The 21,890-nt window shown below is 46.4% G+C and carries 17 protein-coding genes and 1 pseudogene; 14 read left to right on the top strand and 4 right to left on the bottom strand.

Annotated features, from left to right (window positions below; translation table 11 throughout):
- The first annotated feature begins 124 nt into the window (after positions 1 to 124).
- From LO777_RS09930 to LO777_RS09885, 10 genes are all read left to right on the top strand, one after another.
- Entirely contained in the window at positions 125 to 1,762 is a 1,638-nt protein-coding gene (locus tag LO777_RS09930) for an aldehyde ferredoxin oxidoreductase C-terminal domain-containing protein (RefSeq protein ID WP_268907565.1), read from the top strand.
- On the top strand, positions 1,756 to 1,974 hold the full coding sequence (locus LO777_RS09925) for a MoaD/ThiS family protein (protein WP_228853766.1): 219 nt from the start codon (positions 1,756 to 1,758) through the stop codon (positions 1,972 to 1,974). The genes LO777_RS09930 and LO777_RS09925 overlap by 7 nt, the downstream gene beginning before the upstream one ends.
- Before the next feature lie 10 nt (positions 1,975 to 1,984).
- Positions 1,985 to 2,911 carry a DMT family transporter gene (locus LO777_RS09920; protein ID WP_228853765.1) on the top strand — a complete coding sequence of 309 codons (927 nt, stop codon included), beginning with the start codon at positions 1,985 to 1,987 and terminating at the stop codon, positions 2,909 to 2,911.
- Between the two features lie 453 nt (positions 2,912 to 3,364).
- Entirely contained in the window at positions 3,365 to 4,264 is a 900-nt protein-coding gene (locus tag LO777_RS09915; protein ID WP_228853764.1) for a phosphate/phosphite/phosphonate ABC transporter substrate-binding protein, read from the top strand.
- Positions 4,265 to 4,316: 52 nt separating this feature from the next.
- Entirely contained in the window at positions 4,317 to 6,326 is a 2,010-nt protein-coding gene (locus LO777_RS09910; RefSeq protein ID WP_228853763.1) for a methyl-accepting chemotaxis protein, read from the top strand.
- 194 nt (positions 6,327 to 6,520) lie between these two features.
- The gene (locus tag LO777_RS09905; RefSeq protein ID WP_228853762.1) at positions 6,521 to 7,951 is read left to right on the top strand and encodes a FlgO family outer membrane protein; all 1,431 of its coding nucleotides are present in this window, start codon (positions 6,521 to 6,523) and stop codon (positions 7,949 to 7,951) included.
- 38 nt (positions 7,952 to 7,989) lie between these two features.
- Positions 7,990 to 8,697 (top strand): potassium channel family protein, encoded by a 708-nt coding sequence (locus tag LO777_RS09900; protein WP_228857313.1) that lies wholly within the window; start codon positions 7,990 to 7,992, stop codon positions 8,695 to 8,697.
- A 144-nt stretch (positions 8,698 to 8,841) separates the two neighbouring features.
- Complete coding sequence (locus LO777_RS09895) at positions 8,842 to 9,933, top strand: HAMP domain-containing protein (protein WP_228857312.1); 1,092 nt, start codon at positions 8,842 to 8,844, stop codon at positions 9,931 to 9,933.
- A 6-nt stretch (positions 9,934 to 9,939) separates the two neighbouring features.
- Positions 9,940 to 10,485 (top strand): DUF4388 domain-containing protein, encoded by a 546-nt coding sequence (locus LO777_RS09890; protein ID WP_228857311.1) that lies wholly within the window; start codon positions 9,940 to 9,942, stop codon positions 10,483 to 10,485.
- Between the two features lie 49 nt (positions 10,486 to 10,534).
- The gene (locus LO777_RS09885; RefSeq protein WP_228857310.1) at positions 10,535 to 11,887 is read left to right on the top strand and encodes an MATE family efflux transporter; all 1,353 of its coding nucleotides are present in this window, start codon (positions 10,535 to 10,537) and stop codon (positions 11,885 to 11,887) included.
- An 11-nt stretch (positions 11,888 to 11,898) separates the two neighbouring features.
- Here LO777_RS09885 and LO777_RS09880 read toward each other — a convergent pair.
- From LO777_RS09880 to rlmD, 4 genes and pseudogenes are all read right to left on the bottom strand, one after another.
- Positions 11,899 to 12,851 (bottom strand): annotated as a pseudogene (locus LO777_RS09880) (aldo/keto reductase).
- Positions 12,852 to 12,887: 36 nt separating this feature from the next.
- Positions 12,888 to 14,003: a hypothetical protein gene (locus LO777_RS09875; protein WP_228857309.1), complete on the bottom strand. Its 1,116-nt coding sequence runs from the start codon at positions 14,001 to 14,003 to the stop codon at positions 12,888 to 12,890.
- 258 nt (positions 14,004 to 14,261) lie between these two features.
- A complete protein-coding gene (locus LO777_RS20050; RefSeq protein WP_268907543.1) occupies positions 14,262 to 14,423 on the bottom strand; it encodes a hypothetical protein in 162 nt (53 codons plus the stop codon).
- Positions 14,424 to 14,440: 17 nt separating this feature from the next.
- Entirely contained in the window at positions 14,441 to 15,604 is a 1,164-nt protein-coding gene (rlmD, locus tag LO777_RS09870; RefSeq protein ID WP_268907542.1) for a 23S rRNA (uracil(1939)-C(5))-methyltransferase RlmD, read from the bottom strand.
- 259 nt (positions 15,605 to 15,863) lie between these two features.
- Between rlmD and LO777_RS09865 the strand changes: the two genes are divergently transcribed.
- From LO777_RS09865 to LO777_RS09850, 4 genes are all read left to right on the top strand, one after another.
- Positions 15,864 to 19,166, top strand: a complete 3,303-nt coding sequence (locus LO777_RS09865) for an autotransporter assembly complex protein TamA (protein ID WP_228857308.1) — start codon at positions 15,864 to 15,866, stop codon at positions 19,164 to 19,166.
- On the top strand, positions 19,070 to 20,215 hold the full coding sequence (locus tag LO777_RS09860) for a translocation/assembly module TamB domain-containing protein (protein WP_228857307.1): 1,146 nt from the start codon (positions 19,070 to 19,072) through the stop codon (positions 20,213 to 20,215). Before LO777_RS09865 ends, LO777_RS09860 begins: the two co-directional genes overlap by 97 nt.
- Before the next feature lie 23 nt (positions 20,216 to 20,238).
- Positions 20,239 to 21,324 (top strand): translocation/assembly module TamB domain-containing protein, encoded by a 1,086-nt coding sequence (locus LO777_RS09855; protein ID WP_228857306.1) that lies wholly within the window; start codon positions 20,239 to 20,241, stop codon positions 21,322 to 21,324.
- Between the two features lie 138 nt (positions 21,325 to 21,462).
- Positions 21,463 to 21,858: a hypothetical protein gene (locus tag LO777_RS09850; RefSeq protein WP_228857305.1), complete on the top strand. Its 396-nt coding sequence runs from the start codon at positions 21,463 to 21,465 to the stop codon at positions 21,856 to 21,858.
- Positions 21,859 to 21,890: the final 32 nt, after the last annotated feature.

Raw genomic sequence — 21,890 nt, 5'->3', positions numbered from 1 at the left:
ACAGGAATAAACTGATACGATTTGGCATTTTGCCATTGAAAGAAGGGAGGAACGGGATGTTTTCCATGTTGAGGATAAATACGGTAACCGGTGAAAGTCAAAAAGAGAGTTTTTCCGGCAAAGAATACCTGCTGGGGGAAGAACGCTCTCCTCCCGCCTGGTCAGCAGAGAAATACCGCCCACCTGCGATCCGTTTGGTCGGAAAAATACACTTTTTTTCTGTACGGGTGTGCTGGCGGGTACAACGGTGTCCAGTTCTGACCGACTCAGTATCGGGGCAAAGAGTCCGCTTACTGGTGGAATCAAGGAAAGCAACGCTGGTGGTATTGTTGGTACGCGCATTGCGCGGCAGGGATTGCGTTGTATCGCACTGGAAGATGCTCCGGGGAAAGAGAGCGAATGGAAAATAATCGTTGTTGGTAAAGACGGGGTTGAGTTTGAAGATGGAACTTTTCTTGAGGGAAAAGGTGTCTATGAAAAATCGGACCTGCTTGCTGAAAAATATGGTAGAAAAGCCGGGTGTATAACCATCGGTCCGGCTGCTGAGAACTTGTTGTTGGCAAGTGGTATTGCCTGTTCTGATCCCCATGGCGTTTGCTCGCGTTATGCCGGGCGGGGTGGGTTGGGTGCGGTGATGGCCTCCAAGCGTGTCATCGCCATGGTCATCCTTGATGACGGAGAGGTGCAACCGGATATGGTCGATCCTGAAGCCTTTAAAGAGGGGAGCAAGCGTATTGTCAAATTGCTCAAAGACAATCCGGTCTCGTCTCTTTTCACGAAGTACGGAACTGCTGCCATGGTGGATATTTGTCAATCCCTCAAGGTACTGCCCACCAGGAATTTTACCCACGGGACCATAGAAGGGGCAGAAAAAATAAATGCCCAGACCATGTACGATACAATCGAGAAAAGAGGAGGCGAGGGAAAGACCCGGCATGCCTGCATGCATCCTTGTGCAATTCAGTGTTCCAACGTTTATCCCGATAAGGATGGAAAACTCCTCTGCTCTCCCGTTGAATACGAGACCATGGCTCTGATGGGTTCCAACCTCTGTATCAAGAATCTCGATGTCATTGCTGAAATGAACAGAATTGCCAACGACGCCGGAGTTGATACCCTGGATGTGGGTGCTGCAATCGGAGTGGCGATGGAAGCGGGACTGGCCGAATTTGGAGATGAAAAGGCAGTTATCCGCTTCATGGAAGAGGTGCGGGACATAACCCCTCTTGGACGAATCCTGGCTTCCGGTTGTAAGGTTGCGGCCAAAGTCCTGGGAGTTCGTCATGCTCCCCACGTTCTTGGTCAGGCCATTCCAGCCTATGAACCCCGGGGAACAAAGGGAATGGCCATGACTTATCTTTCCAGTCCCATGGGTGCAGATCATACCTTCGGCTTTACCCTGCGCGATGAGGAGGAGCCTGCATCAAAGGAAGGCAAAGTGGAGTTGTCCAAAAAATTCCAGGTGATCGGCTCCCGTATGGATGCCATGGGCATGTGTAACTTTGTCCGTTATTCCGTCCGCAATGATATGACGCCTCTTCTCGATCTGATCAAGGCTTTTTATAATGTGGAAATCAGCGCGGACGAATTTGATGATTTTGTCAAGGAAACCCTTCGCATTGAACATCAGTTTAATACGGATGCCGGAATTACAGCCCGGGATTATCGTTTTACCGAAACATTTTATGAGGAAGTGCAGCCTGAAACCGGTGAAACAATGGATATTACCGATGAGGAAAGCGCTCTTGCCCGTCAATGGTAAAACTGAACTTCAAACTGACTGAAAGGGGAGAGGTTGAGATTCCCCTTTCAGAGCCTCAATGTCTGCAAACTGTTCTGGACCGATATAATGCAGAAAAGGGGATTGACGCCGGTGGTTATATTGCAGTCTGCCGTGGAAAGGTTGTCCCTGGAGACCAGCTGGTTCATGATGGGGATGAAATTGATATATTCCCCGCAATTTCAGGAGGATAATTGTTGATCCTTGACAGGTGAGAGAGCGCTCTGGTATTGTGCCTCAATGCAGATAAAGGAAAATTCCCAACTCCCTCTCAAGGCGTCACTTTTTACAGTCTTTCTTTCCACACTTTTTGGTGCAAATGCTGTAGCTGTAAAGATTACTTTTAATGGTATCGGTGTGTTCAGTTGTGCGGGACTCCGCTTTGGGCTGGCTGCTATTGTTATCTCCATCTGGGCTGTCTCTACAGGAAGGTCTCTTCGTGTCAACAGGCAGCAGGCGTACCGCCTCCTGGTTGTCTCTTTTCTCTTTACAGCGCAGGTTGCCTTGTTTTACACCGGTCTGAGCAGGACAACGGCTTCACATGGAATTCTTATCGCCAACTTCCTCCCTTTTGTTGTTCTGCTTCTAGCCCATTTTTTCATTCCCGGAGAGCGGGTGACCATAAGAAAGGCCGTTGGGATAGTTCTGGGGTTCATCGGTGTTCTTGTGCTTGTTTTTGATACACAGGTGGTGGATGCTTCTGTCAGGAGCGGTGATTTTATCATTTTCTGCGCGGTGTTGTTTTGGGGGACAAATGCGGTCTATATAAAAAGGATAATATCCTCGACCAACCCGGTTCTGGTGACGCTTTACCCAATGCTTCTCGCTGTTCCCTGTCTTCTTCTTGCCGGATGGTTTTTCGATAACGGCATGATTCGTCATGTCGATCTCCCAATTGGTCTCTCTCTTTTTTACCAGTCTTTTATTACGGCATCATTCGGATATATTGCCTGGAACACTCTGGTCAGTGAATATGGTACGGCACTGATTCATTCCTACGTTTTTATCATGCCTGTTTCAGGTGTCTTTTTCGGGGTTGTTCTTCTTGGAGAACCTTTGACTCTTTCCCTTCTTGGCTCAATTATCTTTATTGTTCTCGGTATCGCCATTATCAATCAAAAAAACGGTTGATCCGGTTTTTCATTGCCCATTCCTGAGAGTGTTATTGTCAGGTTTTTGAGATGTAGCCATTCTCAGGTGGTCAGACTATTTCTTCCTGTTCCGAGAAAAAATTTTACATCTGGTACTCTATAGATATAATTATTGAGTAATCTTTTTCTTTGGCTATCAGCTGTTTCAGCATTCTGTCACTGACTGGTTTTTGGGGGAGAATTATTATTTTTCGGTAGATATCTTTAATATTCCTGGCAATCTACGGAGTTTTTCAGTAGCCGGAAAATGATGTTTTAATGGAGTGACAGTCTCAAAAAATTATGGATGACAACTGGTTCTCTGGAAACCATACCTCAGGAGGCCATTTTAACGCGGTCGGAATTCATCAGTCTTTTGTACCTTGAAAGGGCATAACAGTTGGGTCATTTGGTCCAGCTATGCTGGTTTATCATAAATTTACAGGAGGAAAGCATGAAGGATTGGCGAAAGAGCTTTTTAATTGTGATCTGTTTGTTGGTTTTAATGCCTGTTTTCAGTCATGGAGAAACGTATAAAATTGGGGTACTGGCAAAAAACGGTCCTGTAAAGGCCCTGAAAAAATGGAAATCCACTGGAGAATATCTGACAGCAAAACTGACAGGAAAGACTTTTGAAATAATTCCCTTGAGTTTTGATGCAGTCAATGGTGCCATTCAATCAGGGGCTGTTGATTTCTTCCTGGTCAACTCCTCCATGTACGTTACGGCCAAGGTGAGATATGGCGCTTCAGCCATTGCCACTATGATTAATTCCAGGCAGGGGCAGCCATTACAGTCTTTTGGCGGAGTCATTTTTACCCTTGCAGAAAATGAAGATATTAATTCTCTGGCCGATTTGAAAGGAAAAACGTTTATGGCTGTGAAAAAATCATCGTTTGGTGGCTGGCAGATGGCTTACAAGGAGCTGCTGGATGGTGGCATTAACCCCACTGCAGATTTTGCCAAACTGGAATTTGGAGGAAAGCACGATAATGTTGTTTATGCGGTCATCAATGGTGCTGTTGATGCCGGTACAGTAAGAACTGATACGATTGAGCGAATGGTCGCGGCGGATGAGCTGGATATGGATGAATTGAAGATCATCAATCAGAAGAAATATAACGATTTTCCTTTCGTCTGCAGTACCAGGCTTTACCCGGAATGGCCGCTGGCGAAGGTAGCTCATGTGGGAGATGATCTGGCATCTGAAGTTGTAGCCGCCTTGAGAGAGTTGAAAAGCACTGATAAGGCGGCAAAAGACGCGAAAATTGTCGGCTGGAGGGATTCTTTGGATTACGGGCCGGTTGAAGAGTTGCAAAAGGTACTGAAAATAGGTGCTTATTCCGGACAGTAAAAACTTGTAAGGACATCTTTTGAACTGAACATTTTTCCAGGGAGGAGATAACGTGTTTTCTTTTTTTGATAACCGGGGCCTTCGGGTCAAATTGCTTGTACCACTGACGGTAATCCTCATTATTTCCTTTCTTATTCTGGCATACGCAGTTTCTTCCAGCCAGCAGAAACTGCTTGGCCGCATGGGGGAGCAACTGGCTTCAGACCTTGAGGTTTCCAGGACGACAATTGAGGGAGAGTTTGGCCGAATTTATAAAAAGATTCAAAAGGTTTTGTCGGAAATGGCTTTTTCCGCGAGTAAGGAAGTTGCGGAGAAAACCAGAGAAGCCCTGAATCGGGAAAAAATGCAGGTTGCCGAGGATTGGGAAAAAAGCCTGCAAGCCAATGGTCGGAGTCTAGCGGTTCTTCTGGCCCAGGTTGCCCCCAAAGCTATTTTGACGAATAATTATTCTGATCTGGTGACTTATACCAAATCCGCATCACACACTGACAATGTGGTTTATGTCATGTATATCCGTTCCAACGGAAAACCATTTGTCCGCTATCTCGATAAAAGAAAAGAGAAGATTAAAAAATATATAGCTCAAGGTAAGGGAAGGAAAAAATATGAAAAAGTTCTTTCCGCGTCCGCCGAAGATTCATCTGTTTTCATTGTGGAGCATCCTGTTGTTACAGAAGGGAATACCCTGGGGAAGGTGCTTGTCTGTATAGATAAATCAAAGATGAACAAAACTCTGGATAAAATGGCTTCCCGTTTTGAAGGGCTCGCTGAAAACAGTGCCGGGCTGATAACTGAAACGCTTCGGAAAAAATCAAAAACAGTGGTAGATGACCTGGTGCTTGCAGTCGGTAAAATTACTGAAAAAAACAAAACCCTGGTTGGAGAAATTAAAAAGAGAATTTTTTCAACTAACAGGGAGGTCGGCAGTAAAACAAGAAGCACCATCCTGCTTGCCGGGCTGATCTGTGGTCTTGTTTTACTGTGCAGCGTTACATTTCTGGCTGTCAAGCTTCTTATCAAACCTGTTGAAAATGTAGCTGATCGTTTGAAAGATATTGCCCAGGGTGAAGGTGATCTGTGTACCCGTCTGCAGGTAAAAAGCAATGATGAAGTCGGTCAGCTGGCAACCTGGTTCAATGTTTTTATGGAGAAGCTGCAGGGAATAATCAAGGAGGTTGCAAAAAATACCAGGAGTGTCACCCGGTCGTCAGATGAGTTGACATCAATTGCGGAAGAGATGTCGGTTGGTGCCAATGCCACTTCCGGGAAGTCTGAAAAGGTTTCTGCGGCAGCTGCTGAAATGAGTACGGAGATGATTTCTGTTTCTGATTCCTGTGAGGAGGCTGCAGCCGATATGAATACGATTGCTGCTGCAGCTGATGAAATGACGAACAGTATCAGGGATATTGCCGGTAGCTCTGAAAAAGCAAAAACAATAGCCGGTCAAGCTGTGTCTCAGGTGGGGCAGACGGTTACAAAGGTGAACAGTCTGGGGCAATCGGCGACGGATATTGGTAGGGTCACTGAAGTTATCACCGATATATCGGAACAGACCAATCTTCTTGCCCTGAATGCAACAATAGAGGCAGCCAGAGCTGGTGAGGCCGGTAAAGGGTTTGCAGTTGTCGCAAACGAAATCAAGGAACTGGCCCGACAGACAGCAGATGCGACAAGGGAAATCAGGGACAATATTTCGAGTATTCAGAAGTCCACTGATGAAACGGTTTACGATATTGATCAGATCCGTAAGGTGATAGAAGAGGTGAGTGAAACTGTGACCGTTATCGTCACAGCCGTAGATAATCAATTGGAAACCACAAGAGAAATTGCGGAGAATGTCGGTAGTGCGTCCCGAGGCATTCAGGTAGTCAATCAATCTATTGCCAAAGGAGCAAGGGAAGCTGATGAAATGGCAGGTGAAATTGCGGTTGTGAATGAACAGGCCGGGCAGATGGCTGAAAGCGCTGGTAAAGTCAACAGAAGGGCTGTGCAGTTAAATGAAATGTCTGCCTCCCTGCAGGAGTTGATTGGTGGTTTTAAAATTGATGAACGTGATAAATAGCTGTTTTATTATTCCCCGGAACTCAGCTTACCGATAAATGTAAGGTTGAGGTTCGTGCGGGGGGAAGTATTTATAGAATCAAGATGTTGCCTGCAAAATTCTTTGTTGCAATGAAATAGTTTGCATTGAAGATCATTGTTGAATAGGTTTGTCCTCAACTTATCAACATGAAAAATTCAGGAATCAGTTCTACAATGAATACAAAGAGTTTAGCTGGCGTTGTTTTGCTTTCTTTTTTACTGGTATTTGGTTCTGTCGGAAAAGGGCATTGTGAATTTATCAAGACCAAGATTGCTGTTCTCGATTTTGAGGTGCATGGGAAAGCGTTTCATACTCGAGATATGGGGGCAATAGTCTCGGAATGGTTTATTACAACTCTCGTGAAGGATGGGCGTTTTGATGTTGTTGAGCGAGCCATGTTACAGAAGATCCTCGCTGAGCAGAAGTTAGGGGCAACCGGACTTATTGCAGAGGACAGTGCCAGCAGGATCGGTAAAATCCTGGGTGTAAAAATTATTATTACCGGCTCAATTCTCCACCTCACAGGAAATATCGAAGTAAATTCCCGTATAATCAATGTAGAAAATGGCTCAATTATAGCGGCTGAAAACATTCGTTGTGATACCGAAGCCGAGTTGCAGACGCAGATAAAAAGACTGACCGCCAGAATTGTAAAGAATTTCCCCCTGACCGGTTATATTGTAAAAAGGAAGAATCAGTCAGTTATGATTGATCTCGGTCTGGATAGTGGAATTCATGCGGGAATGGAGTTTATTGTCTATAAAGAGGGAGCGGTCATAAAGCACCCCAAGACCGGAGAAGTTCTTGACGTGGAACAGGTTCTTACTGGTCGTATCAAAATTACCGGGGTTCAGCGAAATATGGCTGAGGCTTCAATACTCAAGGAAGAGGGAGACGGGATCAGTTACGGTCAACTGGTGAAAAGTGTCCAGATTGTCAGAAAAGCACCTGAAACCAGAAACCTTGGAGATGGATGGGTACTGACACTGCGTGAAGTCCCGGATCTCGGGAGCAATGAGTTTCGTTTGAGTTTCAAAACAGTTCCAAATGATGCGTCAATACGGATTCTCAATATCGAACCCAGGTATTCTCCCGGCATGGTTCTGCAGAGTGGTCGGTATCATATTGAAATTTCGAGACCGGGGTATCAGACTGCAGTTCGCTGGCTGACTCTTTTGGCCGGCAGGGAAGTGGTCTGTTCCAAAACCCTTTCACCTCTACCTGAACCGGAAAGAGTTGAGGAGCATGTCGTAGAAACTGATACAGAACCTGCTTCGGAAAAAAAAGAAATCAGGGAAGAGATATCACCCCTGGTTCTTCTCCTCAGATCAAATGATGCCAGGGACAAAATCAAAGCGGCAAAAGAAATCATCAATGGTGAAAATCCGGATAAGACCGTCTATGAAGAGGTGGAGAAGCAGCTTTTAGCCGGGTATGAAAATGAGGATGGAGGGAGGCGGCATACCGACGCCATGGCCTGGCTTTGCAAGGCTCTTTCTTCATCCCACGATGAAAAGTATTCAGAGACTCTTGAAACAGTTCGAGACAATTCACCATCTTTTAAACTGACCATGTATGCGGCCACCTCACTTCTGCAACTGTAGAGGGTATATTATAACGGTATGGCTGGAGAATCCCCTGAATGGAGAATGATCAACCTATTGAGAAAGAACAGATAGAAAATAAAAATAACGGATTCAGAAATCTCCTGTTTTTTCTTTTACTCTATATTCTTGGAAGTCCCTTTCTGTCTCCTTATCACTCATTGACTGTTTTTGCCCATCTCTCCCTTTCAACCGTCATGTTTTTGACGATTTATACAGTTCAAAAGAAGGATAGACACAGGTCGTTTGCTATTGTTCTCCTTATGCCGATTCTTGTTCTGTACTGGCTGGGAATTTATGATATCATCCGTTTCAGTCGTATGGGAGCCTATTTTCTGCTCTCAATTTATTTTGGACTTCTGGTTTACTCGTATATTACCCGTATCGCATCCTGTCACAAAGTTACCCGAAATGTTCTCTATGCCACCTTTTGCCTGTATCTGATTGTCGGATTGTTCTGGGGTACTCTTTATACGCTGATGGATGGTTTACTGCCCGGATCCTATGGTGGCCTGCTTCTGGATGACCCAAATAACCACTCCATCCATATTTTTAACTATTTTTCCCTGATTACTCTTACAACAGTCGGTTACGGCGATATCTTCCCTAAAACACCAGGGGCTGCATCTCTCTGTCAGCTTGAGGCCATTTTTGGTCAGTTCTTTACAGCAGTTCTTGTTGCCTGGTTGGTGGGGATGTATATCTCAGAAAAAAAGAGTAGAAAAGCGGAATGTGACAGAGAGTGACAACGGTATCCCAGATGCAGTTTTCTTTTTGCTATCACCTGCTTCAGCCCCATTGAAATGGCTTGCGCAGCCATCTTTTATAGTATAGGCTTGATGAAAATGCAGGTGAAATAGAGCAGCAGATTACATGAAATGGAGAGAGAAATGGTGGAGACAAATTCCGTTGAACGGACAGGTGGGTTTAAAATACTGTATCAGATTCTGGTGACCATGTGTATTATTGCGTTAATTCCTCTGGGTGGCCTCTGGTATATCAGCATTTACAAGTCCAGACAGGACTGGACTACCAATATTTTTCATAATCTTGCCACTACCACTGAAGCGCTTTCACGAAGTGTTGATGAATGGACAACCATGAATCTCCGCGTGTTGGAACAGAATGGTGTGACTCCTGCAATACGCAGTATGGACAGTGACTCACAGAATCCTGTTTTGAAAACAATGAGTGATACCTATGACTGGGTTTATCTGGCGTTTACTATTCTGCCAAACGGGAAAAACCTGGGTCGGAGTGATGGTAAACCACAGAAATACTATGGTGATCGAAACTATTTCAAGCAGGTTATTGCCGGTCGATCTGTCGGGCAGCAGGTTCTCCTGGGGAAGACATCGGGTAAACCAGCCCTCGTCCTTGCCAAACCAATAGTTGGAGAGAGAAACGAAAAAATGGGGGTTATTGCCATCGCCATGACCCTTGAGGATCTGTCAAAAACCGTTACCAAGACAAAAATCGGCAAAACCGGTTTTGCCATTCTGCTTGATGAAAATTATCGTCTTATTGCCCATGGAAAAGGTGCTGTGACCGCGGAACTCCAGGATTTCAGCCATCATCCGGCTCTCAGGCAAAGGAACAGATTTGATAAGAACTCTTTTGTCTTTGAAGATAATGGGCATAAAATTGTTTCCTATACCAGTAAAACCAGGCAGGGCTGGACACTTATCGTCCAGCAGGATTATGCCGAGGCTTATGGAGCTGCTGACCGTGCCCGTCAAAATGCTGTTGTGCTGCTGATTATAACCTGTCTTACCGTTTTCGTTATTGCCTTTTTGCTGGCCAACCGTTTAAGCACACCAATCCGGAACCTGACACAGATCGCGGATGAAATCAGCAGAGGAAAACTGGATGCGGAAATAAGAGAAACAACAAGGGGAGATGAAATCGGTGCACTGGCACGGGCAATCGAAAGAATGGGTGTCAGTCTGCAGATGGCATTTGACAGATTACGCAGAAGGTAAATTGCCATGACTCAGGATTACAAACCGTTAAAGGATATTGTTGATGAGATTGGGAGACTGCATCGAAGTCGCGTAACCGGGACTCTTTTTGTGGCGACAGGCGAAAATAAATCTGCCCAGATATTGTTTGAGGATGGAGAAATAACGTCTATCTATTTTTTTAACAGACACGGCCGGGAGGCCCTGGAGAAAATGTCGACGATTAAAGTCGGACGCTATCGTTTCCAGGAAGGATTTACTCCTGTTCGTAAACGAGTGGACCTCCCTGATACAGCCGTTATTATTGAAAAACTTGAAAAGATCTGCGGGGAGGAGTCCTCTTTTAAAACCGTACAATCTCCAGGTCCCGGAGGGGAAATCAGCGAAGAAGATAAGTCTGTCCTTGAAAAATGCCTGGTTGAATATATTGGTCCGATGGCAGCAATTGTCTGTGAAGATTATTTTCATGGAGAAATGGAGTTACAGGATATTGTGGAAAAACTGGCTTTGGAGATTCCTTCGCCTCAGCAGGCCATTAAATTCAGAGAAGAGGTTCTGAAGAAGCTGGGGTAGGATTCTCATCCTCGTCAGAGAAGTGACCGAATCTGTACAACAGAGTTGAATGAATAACAGAACAGATCTGACGAAAGGGGCGATTTTACCTCGGTTGGTTAAGCTTTCACTTCCTATTATCGGCACTTCTTTTATCCAGATGGCCTATAACCTGACCGACGTCATCTGGCTTGGCAGGATGGGAGCTGCAACGGTAACAGCTGTTACCACTGCCGGTTTCTTCATGTGGTTGCTGTACAGCTTTTTCTATGCTGCAAAGTCCGGCACCGAGACTCTCGTCGCTCAGGCTGCCGGCAGGAAAGACATAGAAGAGGCCAGACATGTTGCTGAAAATGCACTTACTTTCAGTTTCTACGGTTCAATTGTTGTCAATGTTTTGTTGTTTCTTTTTGCAGCCCACCTGCTGCAGTTTTTCAGACTGGATGCCGATGTCCTGCAGCAGGCGACCGGCTATCTGAAAATAATATCCTTTGCCCTGCTATTCGGGGTGTTGAATCCGATCCTCAGTGCAGTTTATATTGGAAACGGAAACAGTAAAACGCCGTTTATCGTGAATTCGATCGGGCTGGTTGTCAATATCATCCTTGATCCATTGCTGATTTTCGGTTTTCTCTTCTTTCCTCGCCTCGGGGCTGAGGGGGCTGCTCTGGCAACTGTTATTTCAAACACGCTGGTTTTTTCCATTTTTATCGTAAAACTGAAAAAAGCCGAATCCGTATTGCCGGGATTGAAGCTGCCGGCATCATTGAAAACAAAAATTCTTGGCAGAGTGATGCGAATCGGTGCACCAGTGGCCGGTCACCAGGTGGCATTCTGCCTGTTTTCCATGGTAATCGCCAGAATTGTTTCATCCTTTGGGACGATTCCCCTGGGGGTGCAGAATATCGGTATGAATATTGAAGCGCTCTCATGGAGTACCGCTCTTGGGTTTTCTACCGCTCTCAGCGCTTTTACAGGGCAGAATTACGGGGGGCGGCGGTATGAGAGGATTCGCACAGGGTATTACTGTATTTTGGGGTTGAGTGCGGCAATAGGCTTTTCGGCAACTGTAGCTTTTATGGCTTTTGGCTCAGAGATTTTTTCTCTTTTTACCAAAGATTCAGAGATGGTAACTATTGGTATTCTCTACCTGAAGATTCTGGCGGTTTCTCAGATATTCATGGCTGTAGAAATTGCCACAGCCGGGGGGTTTTATGGCCTTGGCAGGACAAGAACCCCCTCTGTCATATCCATTGTTTTTACCGGACTCAGGATTCCGGCAGCTTATCTCCTGGTCAGTTTTACCCATTATGGATACAGTGGTGTCTGGTGGATTATAACCATCAGCAGTGTCATCAAAGGGCTTGCTGCCGTAATTCTATATTTTCTTCTGCTGAAAAAACTGTTCTCGGGAAAACGATGAGCCTGTCCGGGCTACTCGTCCCATATGGTTCTCATGGTATAAGGGGAACCGTTTTTGGTGAAAAAGGCACCATTTACATATCTGTAACCCCGGTCAAGTCTGTTGATGGCAAGTATATCCTTTTCGTCCAGTTGTACATCGGTGGCAGCCAGGTTTTCTTTCAGACGTTCCGGGTTGACTGATTTTGGAATGACGATGGTTTTACGTTTGAGTGCCCAGGCAAGGAGAATCTGAGCTGGTGATATGGAGTGTTTTTCAGCAATGGTTGCCAGCTCTGGTGCGTTGAGCAGGGTCGGTTCATTCTGTTTTTTCATTTTCGGGTGCCGGTCTCCTGATCCAAGGGGGAGTAGGCAGTCAGGAAAATGTTCCTTTTTCTGCAGAACTGGAGCATTTTATTCTGCTGCAGGTAAGGATGGAGTTCTATCTGATTTATGGCTGGTTTGATTGTTGCCTTGTCATGAAGTTCTGCCAGTTTTTTGATGCTGAAATTACAGACTCCGAGAGTTTTCACCAGACCCTGCCCCACACACTCTTCCATGGCCTGCCATGTTTCCTGCAGAGGGAGTTGTTCCAGGGGAATATACTCATCAGGAGTTCGGGGAAAGAGAACATTTCGGACAAAAACGACCGGCCAGTGGATCAGGTAGAGATCCAGATAATCCAGCCGGAGATCATGCAGTGTTTTTTTCAGGGCTGGAAGCACATCTTCCGGTGCGTGGCTGTTGTTCCAGAGTTTTGAAGTAATCCATATTTCATCCCTCTTTACCGTCCCTTCTTGAATGAGAGGAGCAAGACCGTTACCAACTTCTTTTTCATTCTCATAAATCGGCGCACAGTCAATATGGCGATAGCCGATCCTGACAGCCTCTCTGACCGCATTCTGAACTTCGTTTCTGTTGGATTTCCATGTTCCAAGACCCAGGGCGGGTATCGTTGTATTATTATTCAAGGTGTAATATTTCATTGAATTCCTGTAAATTTTTTCATGAATTTTGTGAGATTACTGTCTGGACCATCGTTCTATCCTGTTTCCGTTGTCTTTTGTGAAAACCATTGAACTGTCGCGACAGTCTTTACTTACCAATGTCTGGTCTGAATAACTGTTGCAGGCTGTTTTTGCATCACAGGTGGATCCGGCCTGGAAAATTCCTGCCATTCCAGAATAGAGCGTGTTGTTACAGGTCCCTGCAAAAGAAATCAGGTTAGGGATTGGAACAGTTATCGAGCTGGGCCTGACTGCTGTCACCAGGCCGTTGGAACAGAATACTGTCTGCTGCGTTCCCGAAGAAAAGCAGGGGGAGTATTCAAAGGTCAAAGTCCATGTTCCGCTGCCTGTTTCACTGGGTGTAATACTGGTTACGGGAGTGGATGGAGTTGTTGTGGCGGAAGGATCATTTGTGCTGCCCGAGTCAGACCCACCCCCGGCCAGGGCAAGAGCTGTTCCACCTCCTATGAGAGCCGCCGCTGCAACTCCGCCTATTATTATCGTTTTCGTGGATGAAGATTCTTCGACTGCCGTGATTATTCCCCCGTAAATAAATTTTTTTGGCATTGCACTTGTACTGCTGGAATTATAAAGACCCGCCAGGGTACCATATCTTTCAGTCGGGGCTGCAGTTTTTATGGAAAGAACACCACCAAATCCTTCAACCGAGTTTGGTGCACTGGCAGTTTCAGTGGAGACTTCGACTGGTTGCTGATTTGTATCTGCCTGGGCTGTCGTTTCGCTTTTCTTGACTTTGACCCGGAAAGTCTGGGTTCTGAAAATATGATTATTTTTATTTTTGACCAGAAAGAGATATTCCATTTCTCTGGATACCGCAAGAGGTGCCGGAAGCACACCTGAGAACTCGTCACCTGAAATATTTAACATCGGTACAAAAAAATAAGGAGTGGTTCCTGCAGTCCTGAAATAGATTCGTACGAGGTCAATCCCGGAATCATCCTCCACCTCCGCAAAAACAGGCAGAATTTGCCCTCCGATGGCTATTGCCAGCGGATTGTGGGTAACAACAGTATTGTCTCTTTCGGCAGCATTCAATGCTGCGGGAATATTGAGAAGAAGCATGCAGGGCAATAGAAGTACGGCAAAAAACCGGTAGATTTTGTTTCTCATTGGTTCTTTCCTCTGGTTTTAGGTACAATACGTTGATCAGAAATGAAAAGTAATCTTTTTCATTTTTGATGTGCAGGATTCAGGTTTTATTTTTTGAATGAGGGTCTGGCACACTCTGATAAAACACAACTTGCCATTCTATCGTGTTAAGTCAATGCGGTCAATGAGTTGTAGTAAAGTCGATTTTCGAAAATACATCCTTTGTATCAGCTTACCCTCCATTGTCTTGGTGCCTGGCTGGAGATTTATACGTAATTTTTATTTTTGAAGAGAAACCACGGTTTCAATATGGTGGGTCTGGGGAAACATATCCACAGGCTGGATTGTTTCCACGGTAAATCCTGCATGGCAGAGATCAGCCAGATCCCGACAGAGGGTAGCCGGATCACAGGAAATATAGATTAATCTTTTCCGTGTCAATACTGCGATTTCTTTGATCAACCCCGGGATGCCCGGCGGGGTGGGTCGACAACCACACAGTCGAACTGTTGTCCTTCTTTCGCCAGTTGTCGACATGCCTCATGTACAGGTTTCTTGACGAAAACGGTATTTGTAAGACCATTGTTTCTGCTGTTTGCACCGGCACTGCGGATGGCACTTCCCTGTCCTTCGATTCCTGTTATTTCTTTTGTTCTCTGGCCAAGAGGTATGGAAAAATTACCCATACCGCAGAAAAGATCGAGAACCGTGTCATCTGGGTTCGCCTTGCTGAAATGCAGAACCAGATTGATAAGTGTTTTGTTCTGTTCGGGATTGACCTGGAAAAAACCTCCGATTTCCCATTGGAGTTTGAGTGGTTTCCGGCTGTTGTCATTCAGGTTGTAGGAGATATGGAGTGTATTGTCGAGCAGGGTTTCCTGGTTTCTGTCCGTGGCAAAAGGGCCTGTAAGCTGAAACTGGTCTCCGGAAAAAAAGATACATTCCAAAGCGTCAAGTTGAGTACAGACTGTTCTGGCATTGTTGATATCAGTCGGTCGGGGTTTCCTCGAGAACCGGAAGATGGCCACAACCTTTCTGCTGTCAGGATTAAGCTGAAGTTCGAGTTCTGATGAGTGTTCTGCAAGAGATCGAAAATGAGAGAGTTCAGGCAGGTTCTCCAGGACATGATTAAGTGGTTCCGCTGCCAGCAGACACCGGTTTATTTCCACTGGCACATGGGATCTGAAGCGGCGAAACCCCAGCTTCTCTCCGTTAATAATCTGCAGGCGGATTCGTTGTCTGTAACCGAAAGTCCGGGGGGAGGGAATTGTCTTTTGCAACAGGGGGAGTGCCTGCCGCAATGATGGTTCATTGTTTCTTGAGAGAAGATCCGCAATGATGGTAGTCTTCAGTTGTGCCTGGAATTGCGGTTTGCAATGCTGAAAATCACAACCTCCGCAGCTGTCATGGAAGGGACAGGGAGGAAGGCACCGACTGTCATGGGGAACCAGAATTTCTCTGATTGATCCATGGCAATGGGTTTTTTTTACCTGATCAATGTCAATACTCAGCTTTTCGCCCGGAAGGGCCCGCTCGACAAGGACAATTTTCCCGGAGGAAAGGTGTGCCAGTCCATAACCACCGTTGACGATTTTTTTTATGGTTACCTTTTCAGGTTTCATCTTTATAATAGGTACAGTGAAGAATGAAAAACTCTGATGAGCTGATCCTTTAAATCGTAACCGATTCAGAGGGTCGATTCAGCCGCCGGAAAAAAGTACGCCCCTTTATATTCTCTTTTTCAGGTTGAATTGCAGGCATAATCAGGAAAAATAAGCATGTAATAATAAATCATCCTTGTCCTGTCGAACTTTAATCCTCATATTTTGTTTCTTTTTTTTAATTGTCTTTTTTCCTCTGACCTCCGGTGCCGGGGTAAAGGTGGCGATTACCATTGAGGGTATCCATGGATCGCTGGAGAAAAATGTCCTGGCACGACTCAAGCTGAATCTCCATAAGAACAGTGAGAGACTGAAAGAAAACGAGGTACGGAAACTGCATCGTCAGGCGGAGGAGGATATCCGCCTGGCCCTGGCGCCTTTCGGCTATTACCATCCTGAAATATCGACCAGTCTCAAAAAAGAAGACGGGGTCTGGATTGGTGTCTATTCCATCAAAAAAGGAGAGCCTGTCCTGGTCGAAAAGGTGGAGATTCAACTGACCGGAGAAGGCAAAAATAATAAAAACCTGAGGAAGGCCCTGGCCGATTTTCCTCTGCAGACAGGTAAAGTGCTTGATCAGGACAAGTATGAAAAATGGAAAAAAGATTTTATTTCCCTGGCTATTACAGAAGGTTTTCTCGATGCTGATTATACTCGACATGAAATCCGTGTGGATTTGAAAAAAAACAGAGCAGACCTGTTTCTGGTGCTGGACACTGGTGCCCGTTACCTTTTTGGTCAGACATCAAGCAGTCAGGATATTATCAGGCCTGAGCTTTTTCGGCGCTATCTTCCCTATAAAAAAGGGGATCCATACAGCCCGGCCAGACTGTTTGAACTGCAGTCCATTCTCTATAAAACTGATTTTTTCAGCAGCGTAGAGGCCCGTGGAGATACTGATCATCCCACGGGGATCTATATTCCCGTGAAGGTGGAGGTCAAGCCACCGAAACATAGAAACAAATACAGCCTTGGGCTGGGATATGCCACGGATACCGGAGCCAGGGGAAAAATCGACTGGAGCAACCGTCTGTTTAATAAAAAAGGTCATAAACTCAAGGCGTCGCTGCAGGTGGCGGAACTTGAAAATTCATTTTCTCTTCTCTATACCGTACCCCGCAATGATCCCCGTTACGAAAAGTTTGTCCATGGTCTCGCCTATCAGGATAAGAAATGGAATGATACGGACACTCGTCTGCTGACCGCTGCCATCAGTAGCGAGTATGCTGATCCCAGGTATAAATACAGTCTCGGAATCGAACTCAGGGATGAAGTTTACGATGTCGGTAACACAAGCGGAAAGAGCACCCTTCTTATCCCGTCACTTGGTGGTGGATTTATCTTTGCCGATGATATTCTTGATACGAAGATGGGGTTGCAGGCATCCATTGACTTACTCGGGGCAGCGGAGGGTATTCTGGCTGACGCGACATTTCTCCAGACCACCGTCAGTGGCAAGGCTATTGTTTCTCCCTTTGACCAGTGGCGGGTGATTGGTCGGGGTTCCCTGGGAGTGACAATTGTTGATGCCATCGATTCTCTACCGCCTTCATTGCGGTTCTATACCGGTGGAGACAGTTCAATCCGTGGGTATAAATACAAATCCATAGGTACGAAAGACAGTTCCGGTGCCGTTATTGGAGGCAGGTATCTGGTTGTGGGCAGTGTGGAGTTGGAAAGAATTCTCACTGATCGCTGGAGCATTGCCGGATTCTGGGACGTGGGGAGTGCAACCGATGATTTGAAGCTGGATTTTTTCCAGGGGGCCGGTATGGGGGTGCGGTTTCGACTGCCTTTTGGTCAGGTCCGTCTAGATCTGGCTTCGGCTGTTTCTGAAGACGGATATCCCTTTCGAATTCATTTTACCGTGGGGGGGATCTCTGATGCGAATACGACTATGGCGCGTCATTCTTTCTCTCTTTCTCGTTTTTATCGGTGTGCTCGCTTTTTTTCTTTTTACGGACCGGGGTTTCTTCAAATCCGCAACATGCTGAATTCATTTGCCTCTCCAGTATTGACCATCGGCAGGGTGCAGGGGAAACTGGCGGGAAACTGGTCTGTTGAGGATGTTGAACTGAAGCTGCCGGATTTCTCTTTTTTATTGAACAGAATAGATTGTCAGTGGGATTCTTCCGGGCTTTTTACGGGCAAACTGGCCCTGGCAAGTGTCTCCGTGGATGGGGGATTACTGACTGTGGTTGATGGGGAGAAACAGAATTCTTCCCCGGAGGCTGTTGCGGCGAAACTGCCCGAGTTGTTTTTACCTTTCCGGCTTATTGTGGAAAAACTGGAAGTGAATAACTTTCGGATTGTGGATGAAGGTGGAAAGAACATTTTTTTTACAAAATATTTAGGACTTGCCTTTGATTGGCGCGGAGGACTCCTGAATGTAAAGGATCTGATCTTTCACGGGGAGGGGCTTGAACTGTCACTCCATGGATCACTGGAACCCGGGCCGGGATGGGAGATGAGTTTTCTTGGTGAATATGGTTTTGAAGCCGAAGGATACAGTCGTTTTGATGGAACGTTTTCTCTGGAAGGTCCTCTCGGAGATCTGCAGTTCCATTTGGGAATGAAGGAACCGGCATTAATTGAAGCCAGTGGCAGGTTGGCCGGTCTGCCCGGTAAAGCGTTGTGCAGGATGAAAGTCCAGGGGACGGATGTAGACTTTTCCAGCTTCCAGGAGGACTGGCCGAAAATCATACTTGACCATGCAGATATCGAACTTTCCGCCACTCAGGCCGGCTATCATGGTGAGGTTACAGCCAAGGGCGGCTGGGAGAAACTGCACCATGTGGCCTTGAAGAGCAGCCTTGATGGAGACTGGGAGGGGATAACCTTTCGTGCCCTTACCCTTGAACAGGATAAGCAAAAGGTCCAGGTGAAGGGAGGGGCTATTTCCTGGAAGGATATTTTTGACTGGACGGGGCAGTTCACTTTCGGACACTTTAATCTCGACATCATTCCCGGCGAAGTCAATGGTATTGTTGATGCTGTGGTGGAGAGTCGGGGCAGGGTCGTCGAAAACGGGGTCAGGGCCGATTTTGCGATTTCATCCCTTCAAGGAGTTGTTGACCAGCAACCCGTGGCGTTGAGAGGTAAAATAATACTTACGGAAAACAGGGTCTACACTGATTCCCTGCATCTCAGGAGCAAAACAATTGCAGGAGAAGCTTTTGTTCATCACGGGGAGTTGTCCTGGGAAAAGGAAAACCTTGCCTGGTCTGGTGATGTTTCCTTTGAAAATGTTGATCCTTCCACTCACCCTGCTCTGGGTGAATTCAATGGCTCTCTGAAAGGGCGTATCCGTGTTGAGGGAGTAGTGGTAAAGACCAGCTCTCAGGAAAAGTGTCAATTCTCGATCTTGGCGGTACCATGCTGGGACAACCTGTTTCCGGAGCAGGAGAAATCCGTTTTGAAAACGGTATGTTCAAAACGGATGGTGTGGTGGTGCGCCAGGGTGGGACATTGCTTGAGGTCAAAGGAGCCGCCGGGGATGATCTCGGTCTGTCTTTTTCTGTAACGGTGCCGGAAGCGGGGCAGATTCTGCCTTCTCTGGAAGGTGCTTTTTCGTTGCAGGGAATTCTCGCCGGAACCTTTATGGAGCCGGAATTACAAGCGGAACTTCACGGTGAAAACATCTCTTTTGATGAAAATACAATAAATGAACTTGATGTTTTATTTGAGGGGCAACCCTTTTCCGGTGGAAAAATGAATGCAAGTGCACATTTTGAAGGGGTCATGATACCGGACATTGATCTCAGCAGAGGGGATGTGACAATCTCGGGATCTCTTGAAAACCATGATATTCAACTGCACCTCACGGGTGAAGACAGTGATTTTTATCTGGAGGCTGGTGGTGGACTGGTTGAGGAAAACTGGCAGGGTATGCTGCATAATGGACGGTTCTCCGATACTGTTTTTACCTGGAAACAGGTAGAAAAGGCTTCTCTTTTAGCTGGGAAAGGTGAAATGACTCTGCAGGATTTTTGTTTTTCCGATGGAGAAGGACGTATGTGTCTGGATGGTCGATTGAGGAAAAAAGAGGGTGCTCTGACCTGGTGGTTGAAGGCGATACTTGAGGACGGCTCCCTGAGGTGGTTGAATCGGCGGCACTTTCTTTCTCTGCCCGTTACAGGGACACTCAGCGGCAATCTGGAGGCGGAAGGAAATGAAAAGGAGATAAAGAGTGGTCGTATTCTGCTGAATTCCTCCGGAATAGATTTTGGTCGAATAGATGAAAAGGCCGAACATCTGAAGCTGGATCCGACCCGATTGACAGGCAGATTGCAGGATGGCATGTTGTCTGTTGATCTCTTGACCTCAATGACAAATGACAGTTCCCTGCACCTTTCAGGCTTTCTGGAGAATATAAGTGGGTTTCGGTCGATCCCAGGTGAAATTCCCCTGACAGGAAGAATGGAAGTGGACAGTTTTGATCTGGGTTTTATCGGGGCAATGAGCGGGTTCAATGTTGAACCGGTGGGAAAGCTTGCGGGGTCTGTTAATTTTTCCGGAACTCTGGCACAGCCGATAATTGAAGGGAAGATGGTCCTTGGGACGGGGGAGTAGTCGTGCCCTACCAGGGGGTAACCGTGAATGATGTAACTCTTTCTCTGTCAGGTGAAAAGGATGGGTTGCGTTTTCAGGTTTCAGCTGTTTCTGGAAAAGGGCAGCTTGAGGGGATTGGCAGGGTGCGATATGGTGGCGGCCCGATTGCAGCTGACCTGGATGTAAAGGGAGAAAAATTTCTTTTGTTCAGCCTGCCGGAATATGAAATAGAGGTCAGCCCGGATGTACATCTTTTCTTCAGTGGGGACAGGGGTGAGATACGTGGTAGTGTGAAAATACCCAGGGCCCTGATCACCCCTGAAGAGATGAAGAGTTCAGTCTCAGTTTCCGATGATGTCGTCCTTTTAAATGGGCACGAGGAAATTAAAGATGAAAAATGGCCGTTTTTCACCTCTCTCAATGTTTTTCTCGGGGATGATGTGGAAATCGATGGTTATGGTCTGAAGGGACGGCTCACGGGGAAACTCCTGGTTCAGGACAAGCCTGATTCTTTGTTGACCGCCGTAGGTGAGCTGGATCTTGTGGACGGTACGTTTACAATTTTCGGTCGTTCCCTTGATCTGCAGAGAGGTCGTGTGCTTTTTTCCGGTGGGCCTATCAACAACCCGGGAATTGATGTCAGGGCACAGAAAGTTGTCAGTGCTGAAAAAGCCCGGGGAGACGGTTACGTAGTAGGGGTTGATGTCAGTGGTCTGGTGCAGGATCTTCAGTTTCATCTCTTCTCCGACCCGTTTATGGAGGATACGGAAATCCTGTCTCAGTTGATTGTCGGGCACTCCCTGGACAGTTCTTCCAAAGAAGAGGGCAATCTGCTTGGTGCCGCAGCGGTTGCCCTCGGCCTGAAAGGTGGAAATACAATTATAAACAATCTGACCGATATCCTTTCAGTTGATGACCTGCATCTTGAGGGAAGCAGGGCCAAAGAAGATGTTTCCCTGGTCGTCGGGAAACGGTTGTCAAAAGATCTCTATCTCGGGTATGATATCAATATGTTCAACCAGTCCGGTGTGTTTCGCGTACGATATGATCTCAAACACGGGTTTTCCATAGAAACGAGGACGTCACCGGAATCGACCGGTGCCGATCTGATCTATATTTTTCAAAGGTAGTCAGTGGCCGGGAAAGAGCTGAGGTGGCAGTGATCGCTTACGTTTGATTTCCTGCCGATACCTGTGTTACAATACTTTTTGCTATTCAGGTAAAGAATGAGGAAACTGTTTACCATCTATATTTTTCAGGAGGGAGAGATGACAGGTTTACTGCGACTATTAACAGTGGTATCTTTTTTCAGTATCATATTTTTTCTGGCGGGTTGTGCGGATAAGGTGCCGGTTGAGCCGCCGCCGGGTACAGGAACAGCGTTTCAGAGAACCCTGGACGAGACCCAGACGGCAGTGAGAAGCGTATTGGCTAAGGCCGGTTTTGGAATCAGAAAGGAAAGTCCTGAATATATCGAAGCCATCCATCTCAAGCCTGGTGAGACGGTGGAGGACAGTGATGGTGAACTGGTGGGTATCTGGTTTACGGATCGGGGTAACAGTGTCGTCGTTCGCATGGATACGATGAAAAACACTTCCGAAGTGGCTTCCCAGAAGGACTGGGAAAAGCCGTTACTGGCCGCTTTGATGCACGAGCTTGAATAAACCTGAATCTGTGAATATTGGAAAAATGATTG

The organism is Desulfomarina profundi, from assembly GCF_019703855.1.
In the GTDB taxonomy this organism is placed as follows: domain Bacteria; phylum Desulfobacterota; class Desulfobulbia; order Desulfobulbales; family Desulfocapsaceae; genus Desulfomarina; species Desulfomarina profundi.
Note: the sequence above shows the minus strand (reverse complement) of the source record. Positions and strands in the feature narration are given on the sequence as shown.